The organism is Halomonas sp. BM-2019 (genome assembly GCF_017584085.1).
Map to the genome: position 1 here is coordinate 3,732,080 of NZ_CP071922.1, position 4,701 is coordinate 3,736,780.

4 protein-coding genes are annotated in these 4,701 nt (G+C 72.3%); 3 read left to right on the top strand and 1 reads right to left on the bottom strand.

Features of this window, described 5'->3' with window-relative positions; translation table 11 throughout:
• Window positions 1-22 precede the first annotated feature (22 nt).
• Window positions 23-445: an alternative ribosome rescue aminoacyl-tRNA hydrolase ArfB gene (gene arfB, locus J5F18_RS18490; protein ID WP_346299989.1), complete on the top strand. Its 423-nt coding sequence runs from the start codon at window positions 23-25 to the stop codon at window positions 443-445.
• A gap of 8 nt (window positions 446-453) precedes the next feature.
• Here the strand turns inward: arfB and J5F18_RS18495 are convergent, their stop codons facing one another.
• On the bottom strand, window positions 454-1,650 hold the full coding sequence (locus J5F18_RS18495; protein ID WP_346299990.1) for a hypothetical protein: 1,197 nt from the start codon (window positions 1,648-1,650) through the stop codon (window positions 454-456).
• Between the two features lie 153 nt (window positions 1,651-1,803).
• On the opposite strand from J5F18_RS18495, the gene J5F18_RS18500 reads away from it, so the two are divergent.
• Both J5F18_RS18500 and J5F18_RS18505 read left to right on the top strand, forming a co-directional pair.
• Window positions 1,804-3,207, top strand: a complete 1,404-nt coding sequence (locus tag J5F18_RS18500; RefSeq protein WP_346299991.1) for a cobalamin-dependent protein — start codon at window positions 1,804-1,806, stop codon at window positions 3,205-3,207.
• Window positions 3,204-4,580: a radical SAM protein gene (locus tag J5F18_RS18505; protein ID WP_346299992.1), complete on the top strand. Its 1,377-nt coding sequence runs from the start codon at window positions 3,204-3,206 to the stop codon at window positions 4,578-4,580. Before J5F18_RS18500 ends, J5F18_RS18505 begins: the two co-directional genes overlap by 4 nt.
• The last annotated feature ends 121 nt before the right edge of the window (window positions 4,581-4,701 follow it).

The following is a 4,701-nucleotide window of genomic DNA, read 5'->3' on the forward strand; positions in this document are numbered from 1 at the left end:
ACCTGCCTCAACCGGGAGCCCCATGCTGCGTATCTCCAACTCCGTGGAGCTGGCCGACTGGGAGATCGAGCTGAACGCGATCCGTTCCCAGGGCGCCGGCGGCCAGAACGTCAACAAGGTGGCCACGGCCATCCACCTGCGCTTCGACATCCAGCGCTCCAGCCTGCCGCCCTTCTACAAGGAGCGCCTGCTGGCGCTCTCCGACCAGCGCATCAACCAGGACGGCGTGGTGATCATCAAGGCCCAGCGCTTCCGCACCCAGGAGCAGAACCGCGAGGACGCCCTGGCGCGGCTGCGCGAGCTGATCCGCGAGGCGGTGAAGCAGCGCCGCGCCCGCAACGAGATCGCCCGCTGGTCGAGCATGCCGGCGGCCGAACGCGAGGCCGTCTGGCGGCGGCTGGACGCCCGGGCCCGGCAGGCCGCCGAGGCCGAACGGCCCACCTGAGCCGCGGCTCAGCGCGGCTGAGGGTGGACCCGCAGCAGCCAGGAGGCCGCCGCCACCCCGACCAGGCCGATCAGCGCCCCGGGCAGCGCGCCCAGCGCCATGCTGGCCAGGATCCCGGCGAACAGGGCGAGCCCGCCACCCACCACCGCGCGGCCGGCGGTGGCCGAGACGATGTCCCGCCGGCGGCGCATCTCGAAGGCCACCACCGCGGCCATCACCGGGGTAACCATCAGCAGGCAGAGCAGCAGCCACACCAGCCGCCCCCACCAGAAGCCCGGCTCGCCGGGCACCCCGGCGTCGATGGGGGCGCCGAGCCGCTCGCCCAGCCAGGCCGCGGGCAGCTCGGCGAACTTGTGCCAGAGGTAGAGCGGCATCCCCAGGGCACCCAGGATCGCCACCGCACGGCGGATCGGCCGGCGCGCCAGCAGCCGCCGCGCCGGCCCCTCGCCGGCCAGCACCGCCCCCACCTGCAGCCACATCACCCCCACCAGGGCCAGCGTCGGCGGCAGCAGGTTGCTGCGCCCGCCCACCTCGCCGTCCACCATGGCCAGCGGATAGCCGGAGCCCACCGTGGCGCCCAGCCACACCAGCCCCAGACTGATCAGCGCAAGCCCGGTGCCGGTGCCGGAAAAGCGGCCGTGCCGCCAGGCGATGCCGAGCTGCTGGGGCAGCAGCCAGACCACCAGCAGGTTCACCCAGCCGAGCAGCGTGGCCTGCTCGGTGGCCAGCTCTCCCAGGCGCAGCAGGTCGGCCGGCGAGCCGGGGCTCGCCCGCAGCAGGTCGATGAGCGCGGCGATCGCCACCAGCAGCCAGACGGCGCGCAGGCCCAGGCGGCGGTCGGCGCGCACAGAGAGCGGCAGCAGCGCCTGGACGCCGAGCAGCATCAGCAGGAACCAGAGGTGGATGGTCAGGGAGTGGTTGAAGGGGGCCAGGAAGCGGCCCTCCACGAGGCGGGAGATCACCGCCACCGCCGCCAGCACCGCCAGGTAGGTCACCGTGGGCCGGGCCAGCGCCAGGGCGCGCCCGGCCCACCAGTGCAGCTGGCGCTGGCCGTCGCTGTCCACCAGGTAGCCCCCCTCCAGGCGCGGCAGGGTGGCCAGCCAGTGGCCGAGCACCACCACCAGCAGGGCGCCGGCGCGCAGGGCGTCGGGGTAGCGGTCGCGCTGAGACATCGTCTCGGCGGTCGGCTCGCGTGGCTCTGTCATGTCTCTCCTCCGGGTCCCGTGAAGGCTCGGTTCGATCTCGCCCTTGCCAGCCGCTGAATCTGAGCTAGGCTAATTATCGAACGGTGTTTTTAAATCATCCGTCAGATGCCGGTGATCGGCAAGTCCCGGCGCCACACTCTGGAGGCTCGATGCATGTCGCCTGCCCCTCAAGGTAGTCCCCCCGCACCGGGTCGCGGCGCCGGCCGCCGCCGGGTGGCGCTGATCTCGCCCAAGGGCCCGCTCTTCGGCCAGAGCCTTCGCTACATGCCGCTGACCCTGCCGACCCTCGCCGCCTTGGTACCCAAGGCGCTCGACATCGAGCTGACCTGCCTCGACGAGGGGATCCAGGAGGTGGACACCGACCTCGACGTGGATCTGGTCGGCATGACGGTGATCACCGGCACCGCCACTCGCGCCTACGCCCTGGCCGCGGCCTTCCGCGCCCGCGGCATCCCGGTGGTGCTGGGCGGCCCCCATGTGACCCTGGCCCCGGAGGACGCCGCGCCCCACGCCGACGCCATCGTGGTGGGCTACGCCGAGCAGAGCTGGCCCCGGCTGCTGCACGACTTCGTGGCCGGGCGCCTGGCGGCGCGCTACGACCAGGCGCCGGACCTGGACCTGGCCGAGTCGCCGCTGCCGGACCGCTCGGTGCTGCCGCGCTGGCGCTACCTGACGCCCCACGTCTTCGAGGCGAGCCGCGGCTGCATCCACACCTGCGACTTCTGCGTGGTGCCCAGCGCCTGGGGGCGCCGCCCGCTGCAGAAGCCGCCCGAGGCGATCGTCGAGGACCTGCGCCGCATGAAGAGCCGCAAGGCGATCTTCGTCGACCTCAACCTGATCGCCGACCGACACTACGCCCGACGGCTGTTCACCGCGCTGCGGCCGCTGGGCATCCAGTGGTACGGCCTGGCCACCACCCTGCTGGCCGACGACCTGCCGCTGCTGGACCTGGCCGCCGAGAGCGGCTGCCGGGGGCTGCTGATGGGGCTGGAGTCGATCTCGCCGGCGGGCCTGCGCGAGTCGCGCAAGGGCTTCAACCGCCCCGAGGCGTACGCCCGGGTGGTGGAGCGGCTCCACGAGCGGCGCATCGCCCTGCAGGGCTGCTTCGTCTTCGGCCTGGACCAGGACGAGCCGGACGTCTTCGAGCGCACCGCCCGCTTCGCCGTGGAGGCGGGCATCGACCTGCCGCGCTTCGCCATCCTCACCCCCTTCCCCGGCACCCCGCTGTTCCGGCGGCTCGAGCGCGAAGGCCGGCTGCTGCATCGCCACTGGGAGCGCTACGACGGCCAGCACGTGGTGTTCCAGCCGGCCAGGATGAGCGTCGAGGAGCTCGAGCACGGCACCGAGGCGGCCTGGAAGCAGGTCTACTCCTGGCCCAATATCGCCCGACGGCTGCGCCGCACCGCCGCGCCCTGGCACGTGGCCGCGCTGACCAACTACGGCTACCGGCGCTATGCCCACCAGCTCAAGCGCTTCTACACCTGCGACTGGATGATCGAGCCGCCGAGCCTGGGCCGGCTGCTGCACCGTCAGGGCGCACAGGGCGAAGAGCGATGAGCCGCGCCCGCCCCTTCCACCTCACCCTCATCCACCCCTGCGTGGGGCGCCGCGCCGGCATGAAGGGCTATATTCGCACCTGGCAGATGGAGCCGGTGCCGGCGGCCATGCTGGCGGCCCTGACCCCGCCGGGGGTCGAGAAGCGCTTCTTCGACGACCGCCTGGAGCCCATCGCCTACGACGCCCCCACCGACCTGGTGGCCATCAGCGTGGAGACCTACACCGCCCGGCGCGCCTACCAGATCGCCAGCGAGTATCGCCGCCGCGGGGTGCCGGTAGTGATGGGCGGCTTCCACGCCACCCTCTGCCCTGAAGAGGTTGGGCGCTACTGCGAGTCCCTGGTGATCGGCGAGGCGGAGCGCACCTTCCCCGAGCTGATCGACGACTACCGCCACGGCCGGCCGCAGAAGGTCTACCGCGCCGAGGGGCGCCCGGCGCTCACCGTCACCCCCGACCGCTCGATCTTTGCCGGCAAGCGCTACCTGGGCATCCGCCTGGTGGAGTTCGCCCGGGGCTGTCGCTTCAAGTGCGACTTCTGCGCCATCACCGCCTTCTTCGGTGCCAGCCAGTCCCACCGCCCCATCGAGCGGGTGCTGGAGGAGCTCGCCCGGGTACGCCGCCGGGGCCAGATGGTGTTCTTCATCGACGACAACCTGGTCTCCAACCTGGCGGCCGCCAAGGCCCTGATGCGGGCGCTGATCCCGCTCAAGCTGCGCTGGGTGAGCCAGGCCAGCATCAACGTGGCCTTCGACGAGGAGGCACTCGAGCTGATGCGCAGAAGCGGCTGCCAGGGGGTGCTGGTGGGCTTCGAGTCCCTGGAGCCCGCGGGGCTCGCCGAGATGAACAAGCGCTTCAACCTGATGCACGGCGGCCCTCGCCAGGCCCTGGCCAACTTCCGCCGCCACGGCATCCGCATCTACGGTACCTTCATCTTCGGCTACGACGCCGACACGGCGGCGACCATCGACGCCACGGTGCGCTTCGCCCAGGAGGAGGGCCTCTACATCGCCGCCTTCAACCACATCACCCCCTTCCCCGGCACCCCGCTGGAGGCGCGCCTGCGCGAGGCAGGCCGGCTGCGCTTCGAGCGCTGGTGGCTCGATGACGCCTACCGCTACAACATGGTGCCCTTCCACCCGAAGGGGATGTCCGCCGAGGCACTGGAGCACCACTGTGTCCAGGCGCGGCGGCGCTTCTACGCCTGGCGCAGCATCCTGGCCCGGGGGCGCCAGCGAGTGAACCGGGCCACCCTCTACATGATGGCCAACTTCGTGGCCATCAACGCCCTGCACCAGTGGGACATCGAGGGGCGCAACGGCCTGCCGCTGGGCGACGCGACCTTCCGGGGCGAGCTGCTGGAGGCCGCCTCATGATCCCGGGCACCCTTCACGCCGACACGGCCCACGCCGAGGCACCCGCCGCCCGGCGAGCCGAGCCGCTGCGGGTGCGCCTGGCCGGACCCGGCGACGAAGCCGCCCTCCGCCGCCTGCTGCG

Coding starts and splice junctions, on each gene's coding strand:
- J5F18_RS18495 (WP_346299990.1), bottom strand. CDS start 1,650: ATGACAGAGCCACGCGAGCCGACCGCCGAGACGATGTCTCAGCGCGAC.
- J5F18_RS18505 (WP_346299992.1), top strand. CDS start 3,204: ATGAGCCGCGCCCGCCCCTTCCACCTCACCCTCATCCACCCCTGCGTG.
- J5F18_RS18500 (WP_346299991.1), top strand. CDS start 1,804: ATGTCGCCTGCCCCTCAAGGTAGTCCCCCCGCACCGGGTCGCGGCGCC.
- arfB (WP_346299989.1), top strand. CDS start 23: ATGCTGCGTATCTCCAACTCCGTGGAGCTGGCCGACTGGGAGATCGAG.